Consider the following 15945-nt stretch of genomic DNA (forward strand, 5'->3'; position numbering starts at 1 on the left):
CGTGATTCGGGGGCGACAGGTTCTGCCGGCTTTGCTCGCGGGGCTGCCGTTCTTGACGGCGTGCTCAGTGGCGCAGGCCGAGAACCCGTTCGATCCCCGCCGTCAGGCTTCTTCCGAGATCGGCATCTCCATCGAAAACCAGAGCTTCAACGACTGTCGCATCCACGCCATCAGCGTCAGCGGGACGCGATTGGTGGGGCAGGTTCCGGGGAAGGCGACGCGAAACTTCACGATTCCTTGGCGACGGCTCGACGACCTCCGGCTGCGCATGGATTTCCTGGCGGGCGACACCTACAACACCAACGCCATCGACGTCGCCCCGGGCGACCGTGTGGAACTCGTCATTCCCGTCGATCCCAGGGGGGCGTTTCTGCGGAGGAGGTAAGGTCGAGGTCGGCTACCCGCCGGGCCACCCTGTCTCGGCGCCCTGGCGCGATTTCTCGAGGAGCACAAGTGAGCTTGGGGCAAGCCGGCCGATTCCGACCGAAGTGGAGCAGGGATCGCCGTCCGTGTCCGCCAACACCGTGATCCCGCCCGATGCGATCCGCCCCGGCCCGGAAATGGTCGTCGAGATCGACCCGAACGGGCGAGGTGGTGTACCGGCGCACGGTGGGCTAGCTTCCACCGTTCGAGCTCGTGTGGCGCCGACCGGTCGGACCGAACGCAGGACCTATTGGAACGCACGGGACATACGCTCTACCGGGGAAGGCGAATCATGAAGACGCTCCACATCATCCTTGCGGCCGCGATGCTGCCAATGCTCGGTCAGGCGCTGCGCTGCGCGCCAGTGAATGCGCAGGCCGTTCCGGCCGTAATCGAGGCGGTGACCATCCACCCGCCCGTCGCGGCGCGGTTCCAGTGCTCCGAACATCCGCTCGGCGCGGAGGACCACGTCCCCGACGCGCTCGGCGCCGACTGCGTCGTGGTGCGGCGGGACGGCGGACCGGACGGCAAGCTGCTGTCGCTTTACACGGGAGACGGAGCCCGCAACGAGGATTGGCACGGCTGGCGCGAGCCGCTGCTGGCACCCTTCGACGCGGTCGTCATCGTAATCCATATCAATCCCGAATCCACGGTTCCCGGCGTCCGGGGCTCGGGCCGTTCGAGCTTCATCGGGTTTCAACAGCTGGTCGACGGCCAACCCACGGATGTCTATGTCGCATACGCCCATGTCCGCGAGGTGACCGTATCCCCGGGTGACACCGTGCGGGCAGGCGACCCGGTCGCCCGCATCGGGAACAACGGTTCGTCGTTCCACCCCCACGTGCACGTCGGCGCATTCCGCGGCGAATTGATGCCGGAAGACGCTATGCCTCGTCAAGAAGACGCTGTGCCTCTTCAAGTGCGAATGGACCTGGCCGCTCTGGGACGGCTCCGAGGGACGGCGGGCAAATGAGCGGAGGCCGCTAGGCATCGACGGCTGATGCCCACATGAGCCGCCGAGTGCCGATCGGAATCGCTACGGCGAAACGCCTCCGCACGGCGCTTCACCGCTATCGGCAGGGGCCGACGCGGGACAGCTTCGGACGGCCCTTGGAAAGCCGCCCGAGGACTCGCCCTGAGAGCAAATCGGTGTGAGTGTGCGGGGTATGCTGGTCACTTGACGCTTCGCTTCGCATGGGCGACTGGAACACGCCGTTTCCGAGCTTGTCCGGTGTCGAGGATTCCACCTTCGTGGCATGAACCGCTACCAGAAGATCGCGTACAGCGCCGCCGCACCCCCGATCACCGCCGCAGCCCACCACCTCGCACCCGGGGCCGGCGTCAGATTCACCCCGTCCACCGCTCTCGGCAGCCTGCGGGGCTCGTCCAAGCCCAGGCGCAACGTAAGGAACGCCATGAAACCGCAGATCACGAGGAAGGTGATCGCCATATGGTGCAGGAAGGCGACTTGCGGCAGGCGCCAGAGGAGGAGCCCGTACACGGGAATCCCCAGGATCATCCCCCCGAAAGCGGCAACCGGCGGCGTGCGCGGCACGAAGATCCCGAAGAGGAACGCCGCCACGATCCCCGGCGAGATGAATCCCCAGAACATCTGGATGTATTCGAAGACGCTTCCCGCCCGCGCGACCAGCGGCGCCCACAAGCACCCCACTAGCACGAGCGTACCGGTCGTCAACCGTCCCACGGCCATCAGCCGCCGTGACGAAGCTTCCGGCCGAAGGTGGCGCTTGTAAAGGTCCATGCTGAAGATCGTGGCCGCCGAATTGAGCATCGAGTCCAAGGAGCTCATGACCGCACCGAAAAGCGCGGCGAACATCGCGCCGGTCAATCCAACCGGCAGCAGTTCGCGCATCATTACCGGGTAGGCCTGGTCGGGATTGGTCACTTGGTCAGCGAAGAGCTGGGCCGCCATGATTCCCGGGAAGACGATGATGAACGGGATCGCCAGCTTGATGAAACCCGCGAGAAAGATGCCGCGCTGGCCGTCGGCCAAGCTGCGTGCGGCGAGTGTCCGCTGGGTGATGAACTGGTTCAGTCCCCAGTAAAAGATGTTTGGTATCCAGAGGCCGCCGATGAAGACTGCCAGCCACGGCATCTCCGGGTGGTTCCAGGGCAGGACGGAGTGCAGCTTGCCTTCCGAGGCCTCGAGAAACGGTCCGACGCCTCCGATCGCCCGGAAACCCAGAACCGTCACCAGGACGCCGCCCAGCAGCAGCGCCACGCCCTGGATCAGGTCGGACCAGACCACGGCCTTGAGCCCGCCGTAGATCGTGTACGCCCCGGCGAGGATCCCGATCAGCCAGATTCCGGCCAACCTGTCGATCCCGAAGACGGACTCCAGCGCGAGCGCGCCGGAGTAAAGCACCGTCGCCAGCGCCACGAACACGTACGCCGTCAGGATGAACGCGGCCATGAGAGTCCGCGTGCGCAGGTCGTAGCGGAACTCCAGGTATTCGGGGATCGTGTAGATGCCGGCCTGCAGGAAGCGTGGTAGGAAGAAGAGCCCCACCAGAACCAGTGTGACCGCGGCCATCCATTCGTAGCTGGCGATTGCGAGGCCGATGTCGTATCCGCGGCCCGCCATTCCCACGAAGTGCTCCGTCGATATGTTGGAAGCGATCAGCGAGAAGCCGATCAACCACCACGGCAGGTTGCGTCCGGCGAGGAAGTAGTCGGCGGCGTCGTGTTTCCCGCGTGACGCGTAGAGGGAGACGCCCACGACAAGCGCGAGGAACCCGATGAAGGCGGCGATGTCGAGGGGCTGAAAGGAAGTCATCGACTGGACGGCTGGTGCTCGCTACGGAAGCCTCAACCGGCGCTCCGGCTCATCGTCTTCGCCTTCCTGAACCGCAGGCCGTGAAGAATCCGTCCATAGTAGTCGAATACCCGGCGGGCCTCGGGATCTTCGAAGGGATAGTCCGCACCGAGCTGAGTGGCGGCGGCGAGCCCGCTGACGAAGCAGGTCTCCTGACTGTTCACAAGCGTGTGAGCGCCGCAGTGCCACGATCTCCGCCTGCCTTGGATCAGGCTGAACAGCGGGACCAGGAGCGCGACCTGGCGCACGTCGTGAACCACATGTTGAAACCACCACCTGTCGACGATCTTCCCCTCGTCGATCGGCGTGATCGGATTGTACGTCACCAGACAGGGCTTGTCCGACTTTCCCGCCCACGGTTGCTGGTTGTGCATGATGTATGTGATTTCATAGTTGTCGGGCCTTGAGCCGTACTGCTCGATGTGATTGCTCCGCGTCGAAAGCGGCCTCGCATCATTGTCGGGAAGGACGGAGGCGTCGTGATGAACAATGGCATGGTTGTGAAGTTCGCTTTCGTAACGGACCGACGACAGGATGCAGCGCTCCAGCAGCGTGGTCCGGTCGAGAATCATCAAGGTCTGGTTCGCATTGCACGCGAAGATCACCTCGTCGAAGCTCTCCCGCGCTCCGTTCCCGTCTTCCACCACGACGTGGGACCGATGGCGGTAGACCTTGCGGACCGGGCGACCGAGGTGGACTCTGTCCCGGAAGCCGGCGGTCATGTGCTCGTAAATGCGTCGGGTGCCCTGGTCCCACGTCCGCATGGGCGTAGCCGACTCGATGTCGAAGAACTCGAGGTAGCGCGCGAACAGAGAAGCGGGCATGTCGAACACGTTGGTCGCCATCAGGAAGTTGACGAACATCGGCTTCAGCACCTTGTACCTGAAGTCGCCGGAAAACCCGGCCACGTTCAGAAGAGTCCCCATGCTGACGTAATTATACGGATTCAGCGCGTTCACGAACTTGGATCGGGCTCGGGTCAACCATCCCCAGCGGTGGAGGCGCTTCAGGAGTCGCTGGAATTTCGTGATCTCCTCTTGCAGTTGATCCCGGAGGTCGGACTCGAGGTCGTGCGCGTAGATGCGGCCCTGATACTTCACGCTGTAGCTGAACCGGGTATCCAAGAGTTCGATGCCGAACCGCTCCATGAGCAGAACCATGTGATGATACACGGACGGGATGCACGCCGTGACGGAGATGTCGAAGGGGATGGAGCCGCCGCCGTCCTGCGGCATGTCGGCCGTGACGGCGTTTCCGCCCACGCGGTCGCGGGCTTCGAACAACCGGAAGTCGAACCTGTCAGGATGGTGATGGAGTCCCCAGGCCGCTCCAAGCCCGGATATTCCGCCGCCCACGATGGCGACGCGCCGACGCTTCGAGTCTCGCTTGCCCGCCGTCATCCCGCGGCGTTCTTGCGCAGGCCCGGATAGAACTGGCGGCAGTAGAGACGATACTTGCCGATCGGGCCGTCGGTCCGGCACAGACGCGGTGGAGATTGATAGCGCTTCTCTTCCCAGATGACCACGTCCTGCTTTACATAGCGGATCTCCTCCCTAAGGGCGAGACGGACCATCAGCTTGTGGCGCAGGTTCACCGGGAGGAAGGCGAGACCCTTGAGGAACTGCCCGGGCTTGCGGATTTCGTGCACCTGGGCGACGATCGTCAGGTCGATGAAGGTGCCGTCGATCGGCGTCGCCAGCACCCACATGCGCGAGCGGATGCCGCTGCCTTTCTCGTGGACCTCGACGAAAGAGTAGCCCAGGCCATGGACGTGGGCGACAACCGAAACGTGGGAGACGACATCGAAGATACCGGCCACCCTCGATGTGGCGGAGAAGTTGAAGGCGCTCTTGAGGTAGGGGCCCTCGATCCGCATCTCGACCGGCCTTACGTCGTCGTATCCGTGCGTGTACTCGAGGTGCTCGACGTCCACGGAGTTTTCCGTCGTCTCCTGAGGATGGCCCTTGAAGCGGAGGGTGCGAGGCAGCGCCGAGCTCCACTTCGAGCCGTCTCTCGGCTCGGCCGGCAGCTCCCACTGAGGAGGTCGTCCCTCGTGGCCCCACCAGGCGAAGATCAGGCCCATGATCTCTCTGGTTTCGTAAACCTTGAGCTTGGCGGCCTTCGGCGGCGGAGCGTTGGGAGTGGAGACGCAACTGCCCGAGGTGTCGAAAGCGAACCCGTGGAAAGGACAGACGATACATCCGCCTCGCACGAGGCCGCCTACCTTCGGACCCATGTGGGAGCCCAGGTGCGGGCAGTAAGCATCCGCCACGCAAACGCGGCCGGTTTCGTCGCACCAGACGACGATCTCTCCACCCATCCATTTCCGTTCGATCAGCTTCCGCTTCTCGATGGACCGTCGGGTCGCGACGAAGAACCAGCCCTCGGGGAAGAGAGGAAGCCTGTCGATACGGGTCGGCGGATTCCTCTCTGCGGTTGTAGGCATGAGTTGGAAGGAGCTCCTGAATAGGTTGTTGAAGCCTGCATTCAAGACTGGGCAGGCCGCAGAGGATGCCGATGTCCCTTCACCCTGAACTTGAAGCTCTTACCGGGAGACGACTTCGGAAACGAGCTGAGCTTGAGCCGATAATTGCTTGGTACCAACTCCATATCGAGATGGCGGGCCATCAGCAGCAGATTGGCCGCCATGTGTAGGCGGGTCCATCCCGATCCTCCGCAAACGTGCGTGCCGACGCCGAAGGGGACGTAAGCCCCGGTCTGCCTGTGTTCGTCGCGAGGTTCGAGATAGCGGTCGATATCGAACGTCTCGGGATCCGGGAAGAATTCCTCCATGTAGTGTGTCGCCGTATATCCGACCAGCAATTCGCTGTATGCCGGAACTTCGATGTTCCCGACCTCGAAGGAATTCATCGTCGTGCGGAGATGCGTCGGTATGACCGGGTGGAGCCGCAGCACTTCCATGGAAAAACGGTGCGCCGCGTCGATGGATTCCGGACTGAGGTTCGCAGCGGTCGGATCTCCTCCTGCGAACAAATTGTCGGCCTCCGCGACGATCTGTTCACGGAAGCGCGGTCGCTTCAAGAGCTCGTAAACCGAGAAAGCCGTCGCGCTCCCCAGGTAGTGACCGGCGATCATGGGCGCGATGAACGCGAACCCCAGATTGGTCTCGGGCATGAACTGGGGGTCGGCGTGGTGCAGTTCCATGAGGTCGTCCACCAGGTCCCGACGTTCGCCCTCGCGCTGACCCGGGGTGTGCGAGGCGTGAATATGGTCGTACAGTTCCAGAACGCTTTTCTTGTAGCGCCGCATCCTTGGAGTGCGAAGCAGGAATTTGGGTAGCAAACGGTGCACGTGGACCAGCAGAGCCCGATACTCGAACTTCAGCAGGTGGTCGAGTATTTCCATGAGGTCTTCCGTACGTTCGATGCTCACGAAGAGTCGGCCTATCTGCTCTCCGATGAGTCCCTGGCAGGCTGCCTCCCCAGGTACGACCCGACCGGTTCCCCATCTCTCGAAGGTGCGCCGGCCGATCAGGAAAAGCTCCGCCAGCCGATCCTTGACCACCGCGCTCGAGCAACCGGCCCGCATGGCTCTGCGCATGCGGAAGTGGTCCGCTCCGTCGAGGCTGGCGACGGACCGCGCGGTTCCCCACTCCGCTTGAAAACCCTGGAGGTAGTCCCGGGTCCTCAGGTGGTGGCGGCCCTTCTTGGCCGCCCATTTGTTGACATCGGTACCCACCAGCGCCACCAATTCACGGCCGGGGAACTTGAGCTTGTATACCGGCCCCAGCTCCTTGAACGTCTCCGCCAGGAATTTGGGCACGTTCCTCGAGCGAAAGGCCTTCGAGGAGAGCATTTCCCACATGCCGACCTCCGGCATGGGCCGGCGTCTGCCGGAGCGCATGCTCGACGGCGGTCTGTACGAGCTCCGGATCGCGACCGCGATTCCTCTCGCGATCAGGTCCATTCCGGCGTAGAGCTCGATGAGGTCCTTAGCCTCGTCGAATTCGTCCGGATCGAGTATGGCGCGGAAACCGCCGCAGGAGTGAACGAGGGCGATGATGGCCACGTCGCGAGGCTCGGGAATCTCGCCGTCGAAGAGCGAGCGGAAGATCCGGCCCTTGATCTCCTCTCCGGTGCGGCCGTCCACCAACGGGTAACGACCGGTCCGCGTGACCTTCTTGGACAGGGACAGGAATCCGCCGGAGTCGGCCTCGAAAATACCCGCGTTCACCAACCGATTCATCGATTCGTCGCTTATCTTGTCCGAGCGCTGTGCGATTCGTTCCACCCAGAACCGTGGAGTACGGACGGTTTCATCCCGGGCGATCTCGGCGAGCGTGGGGTCCAGAAGCGGATCTCCGGTCGGGGTCGGATCGACCAGAATCAGCGACTCAAGGTCCGAGTCGATTCGACCTTCCAGGGAGAGGTCGAGGAGCACGCCCCCAGCCAGCGCACACGACATGTTCCACTCAGGGACGGGCACGAAATAGCCGGTGTCGTCGCTGTGCAGCAGGAGGAGGAGCTCCTCGGAAAATCGCATGTTACCTCCTTGAACCGGTTACATCAAAACCTGATCGGACCGCTGCGGCGATTGTCGAGCCATTCTCGTAACGAGCGATATTTAAAAACTATGGTCAACCGAGAATCCGTGCCAGTGGTCCCGCAACCCTTCGGAAATGGGTCGGATCGGTCTCTGGAAACTCGTGCGCGTAAGCGTCTCGTCGTTCCCCTCAACCCTCGCCGGAAATCAGGGACTCCGGTCGAGTCAGCCTGCCCGACCCCCGTTACAACCCCTTCGGCACGCGTGAGGGTCCTGAACGACATCGCCCCCCGGCCCGCCGCCGAGTACGTTCTCTACTGGATGACCGCCGCCCGGCGCACCCGATGGAATTACGCGCTGCAACGAGCCTGCGAATACGGCCGGACATTGCGACTCCCGGTCCTCGTGCTGGAAGCCCTGCGGGTCGATTATCCTTGGGCGAGCGAACGTTTCCACCGCTTCGTCATCGACGGCATGGCCGACAACCGGGCGCGTTTCGAGGCGCACGGCGTCTTCTACCACCCATACGTCGAGCCTCGTGCCGGAGACGGGCAAGGGCTTCTCGAGGCGCTCGCGACACACGCCGTCGTCGTGGTCACCGACGACTATCCCGCGTTCTTCCTCCCGAGCATGCTTCGGGCTGCAGCGGAGCGTATTCGAGTCCGTTTCGAGGCGGTCGATTCCAACGGCCTCGTTCCCATGCGGGCCGCCGATGGGACCTTCGCCACCGCCTACGCGTTCCGGCGCCATCTGCAACGCACACTCCCCGCTCATCTCTCTCACCTCCCGCTCCCCGATCCTCTCGCCGTTCACTCGGCGGGCGCACCGTCGCTCTCAGCCGCGATCCCTTCCTCCGTCCTCGCCCGGTGGCCCCCTGCCGATCTGACCCGACGGGACTCGACGATCGCCGCTCTGGACATCGACCGCGCGGTCGGTCCCACCGATTTGCCGGGCGGTCCCGATGCCGCCTCGGCCCGTCTCGCCGGGTTCGTCGAACGCCGTCTTGCCGAATACGCGCGGGACCGGAACCACCCAGCGCTCGACGCGACCAGCGGACTCTCGCCCTACCTCCATTTCGGGCACGTTTCAGCCCATGAGATCTTCCACCGCGTCGCGATGCGGGAGGGCTGGGAACCGACTCGCATTCATCCCGAAGCGAAGGGACAACGCGTGGGCTGGTGGGGGATGAGCGAGGACGCGGAAGCCTTCCTCGACCAGGTGGTGACTTGGCGGGAACTCGGGTTCAACCGCTGTCAACGCGTCGATCGCTACGACGCCTACGAGGCCCTGCCGCCGTGGGCTAGGAAGACCCTTCGGGAACACGCCGCCGATCCACGCGAATGGACCTACGACCGCCGAGCCCTCGAAGAGGCCCGCACCCACGATCCTCTGTGGAACGCGGCGCAGAACCAGCTCCGCCGGGAAGGCCGCATCCACAACTACCTCAGGATGCTCTGGGGGAAGAAGATTCTGGAGTGGAGCGACCGCCCGCGGACTGCGCTCGACACCATGATCGCCCTGAACGACAAGTACGCGCTCGACGGACGCGATCCGAACTCATACACCGGAATCCTCTGGATCCTAGGTCTGCACGACCGGGCCTGGGGACCGGAGAGGCAGATCTTCGGCAAGATCCGGTACATGAGCTCGGCCAATACCGCACGCAAGCTACGTCTGGGGAGCTACGTGGAGGATTACCGTTCGCCGTAGCCGACTCGCAGAGCAGCCGCCCGCTGGACCTTCCCGCGCCCCCGCCCGGACTCGTTCCTGCGGATCCGTACGACGACCTCGCCAAGCTCGCGTCGAACGAAAACCCGTATGGGCCGTCCGAGAAGGTGATGGAAGCGATGAACGCGGCCTGGAAATACTCGAACCGGTACGGCTATCCGGACGGCGACATCCACGAGAAGATCGCGGCGCACCACGGGATGGACACCGACAACATCATCATGAACTCCGGATCGGGCGAGACGCTCCGGGTGGCCGGGATCACCTATCTTCAGCCGAAGGAGAAGGTGGTCGGGGTCGAGCCCACCTACCTGGGCGTTTATCGCGTGGCGTCCGGGATCGACGCGGAAGCGATCGCACGCCCGCTTCGGGAGGACCACACCCAGGACATCGACGACCTGATCCGGGTCACGCGCCGCAACTACCGGGACGTCGGCATGGTCTATCTCTGCAACCCGAACAATCCGACCGGCGTGATCGTCCCCGACGACGACGTCCGCCGCCTCCTGGACGGCATCCCGGAGGACATCCCGGTGCTAGTCGACGAAGCCTACCACCACTTCATCCGCGATCCTTCCTACGACAGCGCGGTCAAGTACGTCGAGGAAGGCCGCAAGGTCGTTGTCACGCGCACCTTCTCCAAGATCTACGGCATGGCGGGCCTGCGACTGGGCTACGGCATCGCGCCGGCCGACATGATCGCCGAGATGCGGGCCTACGCCACCGGCACCGTCAACGCCCTCGTGCGCTGGGGCGGCGCGGCGGCGCTTGAGGACCGCGAGTCCGAGAAATGGGTCCGCGACACCACGATCGCGCTGCGCGAGGCGACGATGAGCGAGCTCCGCGACCAAGGTTTCGAGGTGATCCCGTCGGAAACCAATTTCTTCATGGTGCGCACCGGCCGCCCGGCGTCCGAGGTCAGAGACGAGTTCCGCAGGCGCGACGTGGCCGTGGGCCGCGACTTCCCGCCCATGCTGGACTACCTGCGGGTGTCGATCGGAACCGAGGAGGAGATGAAGCGGTTCATGGCGGGCTGGCACGAGATCTTCCCGAACGGGATGACGACGAGCGGAGTGCGGTAGGGGGGCGGTCGCGATCCGCGCGCCCCGGGACGACCGAGACGTTGCGGCCTGGCGAAACCTGACCTGTTTTCTCGACTTTCGACATCCTCGCCACCTTGACATCCTCGCCTTTCTCAAGCACTTTGTTCGGTAGCCGAACAAAGTTTGCGGGACACTCTCAAGGGGAGGACGCCAGATTGCTTCGCACTGACACCGCTCACGTCCGCCGGTCGGGTCGGGCCGCCACCTTTCGTCTCCGTCGCGCCTCCACCCTGCTCCTGGTCGCGCTTGCGCTCCCGGCGACGTCCACTTCCGCAACGGCCCAGACGCCGGACCGGGCCGCAGGCTCGGACCTTCCCGTCATCGAGCTGGTCAGGGACGCCAGCGGAACTCGGCTGCAGGTCGACGGCCGAGACATGATGGTGAAGGGCGTCAATTGGGACTACTTCCCCCGCGGAACCACCTACAACTACAGCTTCTGGACCGAGCCCGACGACGTCATCGAAGCGGGGCTGGACCGCGAGATGTCCCTGCTCACGGCCATGGGCGGGAACACGATCCGCACCTACGTGGGAATCCCGCCGAGATGGGTGCGGCATATCTACGAGCGCTACGGCGTATTCACGATCCTGAACCACGCTCTCGGACGCTACGGCGTGACGGCCGGCGGCGCGTTCAGCCCGAACACCGACTATTCGGACCCGCAGGCACGCGCCGTCCTGATGGCCGAGGTCGAGGAGATGGTCGCCGAACTCAAGGGAACGCCGGGCGTCCTCATGTGGCTCCTCGGCAACGAGAACAACTACGGGCTGGTGTGGAGCTCCGCCGAAACCGAGGATCTGCCCACGGAAGAGGCCAACGCGCTTCGCGCGCGCCACATGTACTCGCTCTTCGGAGAGGTGACGCGCCGAGTCAAGGAGATGGACCCGACCCGACCCGTCGCCATGGCCAACGGCGATCTCCAGTACATCGAGATCATCGCCGAGGAGGTCCCGGACCTCGACGTCTTCGGCACCAACGTCTATCGGGGAGTCTCCTTCGGAGATCTATTCCAGGAGGTGCGAGACGAGCTCGATCTTCCAGTGATGTTCACCGAGTTCGGATCGGACGCCTGGAACGCGAAGAACATGCACGAGGACCAGGCCACCCAGGCCAGGTATCTGCTCGGGCAGTGGCGGGAAATCTACGAGCAGTCGGCCGGGAAGGGACTGATCGGCAACTCCATCGGCGGCGCCACCTTCCAGTGGACCGACGGCTGGTGGAAATTCGGCCAGGAAGATCGGCTCGACATCCAGGACACCAACGCCTCGTGGGCGAACGGCGGTTACGTGGAGGACTTCGTCGAGGGCCGGAACAACATGAACGAGGAGTGGTGGGGGATCGTCGCCAAGGGCCCGACGGACAACAGCAACCTCTACGAGCTCTACCCCCGTGCCGCCTACTACGCTCTCCAGGAGGTGTACGAGCTCGACCCTTACGCTCCAGGTACGGACCGGGTCGCCATCGGCGAGCACTTCGCCTCGATCAGCCCTGCCGACATGACGCTGCGGGCGCAAGGCGACCGGGCCGCTCTGCTCGCCTCGGCTCTCGACCGCGTCAACGTCAGCGGCGTGCGCATAGAGCTCGAGACCTTCAGCACCGGAGGTTCCCTTGTGAGCACTCCCGCGGAGGCACCGGCCCGGAATCCGTCCTACCCGAGCTTTCGCGGCTTCGACCAGCTCCAGTCCTTCTACGCCGACATCGAGGCGCGACCGACGGGGAACATCATCGCGAACGTCTCGGTCAACATGCTCGGCGACGTACCCGTCAACCCCATCGACGAGATCTTTTACGAGAACCGGGGCCGAGCGCGCAACGTCCGGATCGACGGCGAGGACCAGCCTCTGGGGGACATCGAGAGGTTGAAGATCTACAACGCCCGGGTTTCGTGGGACGACGAGTGGTTCAACCTGGAGGGATTCTATCGGTCCGGACACTACCATTGGGGATACGAAGGCGATTTTTTCGGGCTCTACCAAGAGGCCAACTACGGGCCCGGCATCGACGTCTACAACGGGCTCGCGCCGGTCGGGGTCGAGATCGCCGGCAAGCGATGGCTGAGCGGAACCAAGGTGGCGGTCGGCCCCGAGCTCTGGTGGGGCGCCAACCCTGCGGTCCTGGTCAAGCAGGAAGCGACTCTCGGCCCCGTTCGGGGAACGGTCATCTACCAGGAGGATCTGGCCGAGGCGGGGAAGGCGGCGAGTTCGTTCGCCATCCCCTTGCCGCCCACGCGCAAGGCCACGCTGCACCTGACCGCGACCCGAGGCAGCCTGACCTTTGACGTCGGGGGCATCATGTCCGGACTCACCAAGGTCGACCAGGGCTTCCAGCTCGTCGACGGAGAGCCGGGCGACTACCGGGTCCTGCAGGACCGGATCAGGACCTCGGACGCGTTCGGAGCCAAGGCCAAGATCGCCTTCTCCCGAGGACGGATCAACTGGTATCTGCAGGGAGCCGCCATGGGCTTGGTAGCCGACGGAGGCGCCACTCAGGTCCAGACCTTCACCGGCTGGACGCTCAAGGATACCGGAAGCGGCAATCAGCGCAACCTGCTGACCGGAATGACCTTTCTGGCGGGCGACTGGCAGATCGCGCCCAACCTACTCTGGCGCAAGCCGCTCGTGGGCCCGGTTCCTTCCGGCGTGCCCGCCCCGGGCCGTCCGCGCAACATCCTCTCCGATCCCTTCGCCGTGCGCGGCAACCGCGAGACTCGGGCGGCCGAGCTCCTCCTCACCTACGATCCCACGCCCGCCACCTGGATGTACAACTGGGACAGCGATCGGCGCGAGGATGCGGCCTTCGCCGCCTCGATAGGTTTCGTCTACTTCGACTTCCCGACCACGCAGGACGCCGGCATCGGGATCTTCGCCGACGGACGCTCCACGTTCGCCTTCCCCGGCGCTCCTCCGGCGCGGGATCTGTGGGAGGTCAAGGCCCGGTTAGTCTCGAAGCGGCGGACGGGTCCCTCGTTGATCGCCAACATCTTCGCGGGCACAGGTGAACCCAACGGCGACGACCGGCGCGAGATCAGCCGCGCCGGGATCGACCTGCGCGTCATCGACGGCCCCGTCAAGTTCCACGGAATGGGGAGCCTGAACGACTGGGGTCCGTACGACTATCATCGCGACTTCAACCTCACCTTCCCCTTGCAGGTGATGGCCGACATCTCGTATTCGCTGGCTTCCCCGGACTGGTTCGATCTGCCGCAGACCCGCTTCGGGGTGCGGGCGACGATGCGCACTCTGAACGAGCACTCGCCGCGGTACTGTCCGCTTCGGACGCCCGACCAATTCGGAGCGCTGACGTGCAATCCGAACGTCGGCGGCGAGCTCGGGCGGGAGTGGGAAATCCGGACCTACCTGCACTTCGGGATGTAGCCGGAGCGTGAACCGGCTCTTTCCGCAGGCGCGGCGACACCTCAACGCGAAGATCGCGGACCGGTAGCGATGGTCGGTCCCAGCTCGACGATGACCGAGCTACCGGTGCGGGCTCTGCTCGCGCGCATGACCCTCGATCAGAAGATCGGGCAGATGACGCAGCCCGAACGGCTGCACGTCACGCCCGAACAGGTTCGACTCCATCACATCGGCTCGGTGCTCAGCGGAGCGGGTTCCCGGCCGGGCGACAACCGACCCGCCTCCTGGGTGTCGATGAACGACGCCTACTGGAGGGCGTCGATGGACGAGTGGGACGGCGGCCTGCCGATCCCGATCCTTTACGGTGTCGACGCGGTCCACGGCAACGCCAACGTGCGCGGCGCGACCGTTTTTCCGCATAACGTCGGCCTCGGAGCCGCCCGCGACCCGGATCTCGTCGAGCGGATCGGGCGGGCTACCGCTCGCGAGGTATTGGCCGCCGGTGTGGAGTGGACCTTCGCACCTACGCTGGCCGTGGCTCGAGACCCCCGTTGGGGACGCGCCTACGAGAGTTACTCGGAGGATCCGGCGCTCGTGGCCTCGTACGCCGGGCGGATCGTCAGGGGATTGCAGGGCGAGACGAACGGAAGGGATGCCGGGGCCGGTCCGGGAGGGCTCGGACCGGAAGGCGTCGTGGCCTGCGCCAAGCACTGGGTCGGCGACGGTGGCACCCGGGCCGGAGTGGACCAGGGAGACACCCTGGCGGACGAGGTCGAGTTCCGGCGCGTGCATGTCGCGCCCTACCGTCCCGCCCTGGAGGCCGGGGTCATGACGGTGATGGTGTCGCTGAGCAGTTGGAACGGCGAGAAGTGCCACGCTCACCGCCATCTCATCCAGGATGTGCTCAAGGGCGAAATGGGGTTCGCCGGTTTCGTGGTCTCGGACTGGAACGGGGTCGATGCGCTGGCCGACCACTTCGAGGAAGCGGTCGCGCTGGCCGTGAACGCCGGGATCGACATGTTCATGGTGCCCGAGACCTGGCGCGAGTTCATTGCGGCGGTGAAGGTGAAGGTGGCGAGGGGCGCGGTTGCGCGGGCTCGGATCGACGATGCGGTCGCTCGGATCTTGCGGGTGAAGTTCGCGAGCGGGCTGTTCGACCGGCCCCGGCCGAGTGCGCGCCCGGGTTCCGACGCGGGCGCGTTCGGCTGCGTCGAACACCGTGCTCTGGCCCGCGAGGCCGTGAGGAGGTCGTTGGTGCTGCTCAAGAACGAGCGTGGATCTCTGCCGCTCCACAAGGGCGCTCGCATCCTCGTGACCGGCTCCTCTGCGCACGACCGCGGTCGCCAGTGCGGCGGCTTCACCGTCGAGTGGCAGGGCGTGACGGGCAATGCCGAAATCGAGGGCGGATCGTCCGTCTGGGAGGGCATTCGCGAGCTCGCGCCGATGGCGGTGCTGCGGAAGGGCGGGGCGGGCGATGGCGAAACACCCGATCCTCGGGAGATCGCGCGGGACTTCGATGCGGCCGTGGTTGTCGTCGGCGAGCGCCCGTACGCCGAAGGGATGGGCGACATCCGCGAGGCCGGCCCGGTACGGGCGGGGACGAACCATCTGCCTTCCGGCCCCGGTGCGCTCGAGCCCTATGGAGACACTTTGGAGCTTGCGGCCCTGCACCCGGAGGCCCTGGCGACGATACGCGCACTGGCCGAGAGCGGGATACCCGTCGTAACGGTGCTGGTCTCCGGGCGGCCGCTGGTGGTGAACGCCGAGCTCGCCGCGTCGTCGGCCTTCGTCGCCGCCTGGCTCCCGGGCTCGGAAGGGGCGGGCGTCGCCGACATGCTCTTCGGAGACTACGACTTCACCGGGCGACTGCCGATGGCGTGGCCGAAAGAAACACCCGGTGGGAGCGGACGGCCGGCAAGGGCCGAGCCGCTCTTTCCGAGGGGGTACGGGCTGGGTTTGTAGCGGCCGACGCGTCGTGGGCGCCTTGAAGTTGCGTATC

Annotated in this window: 10 protein-coding genes; 6 read left to right on the top strand and 4 right to left on the bottom strand. The window is 64.9% G+C overall.

All coding sequences use genetic code 11. The annotated features are described in order from the left end of the window. Position 1: 1 nt before the first annotated feature. Together J4G12_03050 and J4G12_03055 are read left to right on the top strand one after the other, a co-directional pair. Positions 2–385 carry a hypothetical protein gene (locus tag J4G12_03050; protein MCE2454785.1) on the top strand — a complete coding sequence of 128 codons (384 nt, stop codon included), beginning with the start codon at positions 2–4 and terminating at the stop codon, positions 383–385. 330 nt (positions 386–715) lie between these two features. Beyond that, the gene (locus tag J4G12_03055) at positions 716–1396 is read left to right on the top strand and encodes a M23 family metallopeptidase (protein MCE2454786.1); all 681 of its coding nucleotides are present in this window, start codon (positions 716–718) and stop codon (positions 1394–1396) included. 291 nt (positions 1397–1687) lie between these two features. Here J4G12_03055 and J4G12_03060 read toward each other — a convergent pair whose 3' ends face one another. From J4G12_03060 to J4G12_03075, 4 genes are read right to left on the bottom strand one after another with little or no spacing between them, the layout of a single operon-like run. Continuing rightward, a complete protein-coding gene (locus J4G12_03060) occupies positions 1688–3220 on the bottom strand; it encodes a solute:sodium symporter family transporter (protein MCE2454787.1) in 1533 nt (510 codons plus the stop codon). 32 nt (positions 3221–3252) lie between these two features. Continuing rightward, positions 3253–4659 (bottom strand): FAD-dependent oxidoreductase, encoded by a 1407-nt coding sequence (locus tag J4G12_03065; protein ID MCE2454788.1) that lies wholly within the window; start codon positions 4657–4659, stop codon positions 3253–3255. Next, positions 4656–5705 (bottom strand): Rieske 2Fe-2S domain-containing protein, encoded by a 1050-nt coding sequence (locus J4G12_03070; GenBank protein ID MCE2454789.1) that lies wholly within the window; start codon positions 5703–5705, stop codon positions 4656–4658. The genes J4G12_03065 and J4G12_03070 overlap by 4 nt, the downstream gene beginning before the upstream one ends. 41 nt (positions 5706–5746) lie before the next feature. Then, complete coding sequence (locus J4G12_03075; GenBank protein MCE2454790.1) at positions 5747–7762, bottom strand: cytochrome P450; 2016 nt, start codon at positions 7760–7762, stop codon at positions 5747–5749. Between the two features lie 264 nt (positions 7763–8026). On the opposite strand from J4G12_03075, the gene J4G12_03080 reads away from it, so the two are divergent. The 4 genes from J4G12_03080 to J4G12_03095 all read left to right on the top strand — a co-directional run bounded on the left by J4G12_03080 (position 8027) and on the right by J4G12_03095 (position 15908). Beyond that, positions 8027–9472, top strand: coding sequence for a deoxyribodipyrimidine photolyase (locus tag J4G12_03080; protein MCE2454791.1), 1446 nt, complete (start codon positions 8027–8029; stop codon positions 9470–9472). A gap of 128 nt (positions 9473–9600) precedes the next feature. After that, on the top strand, positions 9601–10572 hold the full coding sequence (locus J4G12_03085) for an aminotransferase class I/II-fold pyridoxal phosphate-dependent enzyme (GenBank protein ID MCE2454792.1): 972 nt from the start codon (positions 9601–9603) through the stop codon (positions 10570–10572). A 251-nt stretch (positions 10573–10823) separates the two neighbouring features. Continuing rightward, entirely contained in the window at positions 10824–13967 is a 3144-nt protein-coding gene (locus tag J4G12_03090) for a glycosidase (GenBank protein ID MCE2454793.1), read from the top strand. Positions 13968–14036: 69 nt separating this feature from the next. Then, complete coding sequence (locus J4G12_03095) at positions 14037–15908, top strand: glycoside hydrolase family 3 protein (GenBank protein MCE2454794.1); 1872 nt, start codon at positions 14037–14039, stop codon at positions 15906–15908. Positions 15909–15945 lie beyond the last annotated feature (37 nt).

The sequence above is a fragment of the Gemmatimonadota bacterium genome, from assembly GCA_021295815.1.
Lineage (GTDB): Bacteria > Gemmatimonadota > Gemmatimonadetes > Longimicrobiales > Gaopeijiaceae > JAGWBQ01.